At 51.4% G+C, this 444-nt stretch carries 4 tRNA genes; all 4 read left to right on the forward strand.

The window, feature by feature from the left end:
* Positions 1–64 precede the first annotated feature (64 nt).
* Positions 65–139 (forward strand) — tRNA-Arg (locus tag HMPREF2893_RS10415).
* Positions 140–158: 19 nt separating this feature from the next.
* A tRNA-Pro gene (locus HMPREF2893_RS10420) sits at positions 159–232 on the forward strand.
* Between the two features lie 6 nt (positions 233–238).
* Positions 239–312 (forward strand) — tRNA-Met (locus tag HMPREF2893_RS10425).
* 16 nt (positions 313–328) lie between these two features.
* Positions 329–402 (forward strand) — tRNA-Ile (locus HMPREF2893_RS10430).
* Positions 403–444 lie beyond the last annotated feature (42 nt).

Genomic DNA, 444 nt, shown 5'->3' on the forward strand with positions numbered 1-444 from the left:
GTTAGAGGTTCGACTCCTCTAGGGTGCATGGTCGCAAGGCTATGTAATAATTGAATAGGAACGAGCACCCTTAGCTCAACTGGATAGAGTACCTGAACTACGAATCAGGCGGTTAGAGGTTCGACTCCTCTAGGGTGCATAAAGCGGTAGCTTTAGATCGGGAAGTAGCTCAGCTTGGTAGAGTACTTGGTTTGGGACCAAGGTGTCGCAGGTTCGAATCCTGTCTTCCCGATATTATGGCGGTGTAGCTCAGCTGGCTAGAGCGTCCGGTTCATACCCGGGAGGTCGGGGGTTCGATCCCCTTCGCCGCTATATTGTTGATCTTGTTGGACCTTTAGCTCAGCTGGTTAGAGCTCTCGGCTCATAACCGAGTGGTCGTAGGTTCAAGTCCTACAAGGTCCATTGTTATCTTGGAGGATTACCCAAGTCCGGCTGAAGGGAACG

The organism is Streptococcus sp. HMSC072C09 (assembly GCF_001813105.1).
In the GTDB taxonomy this organism is placed as follows: Bacteria; Bacillota; Bacilli; order Lactobacillales; family Streptococcaceae; genus Streptococcus.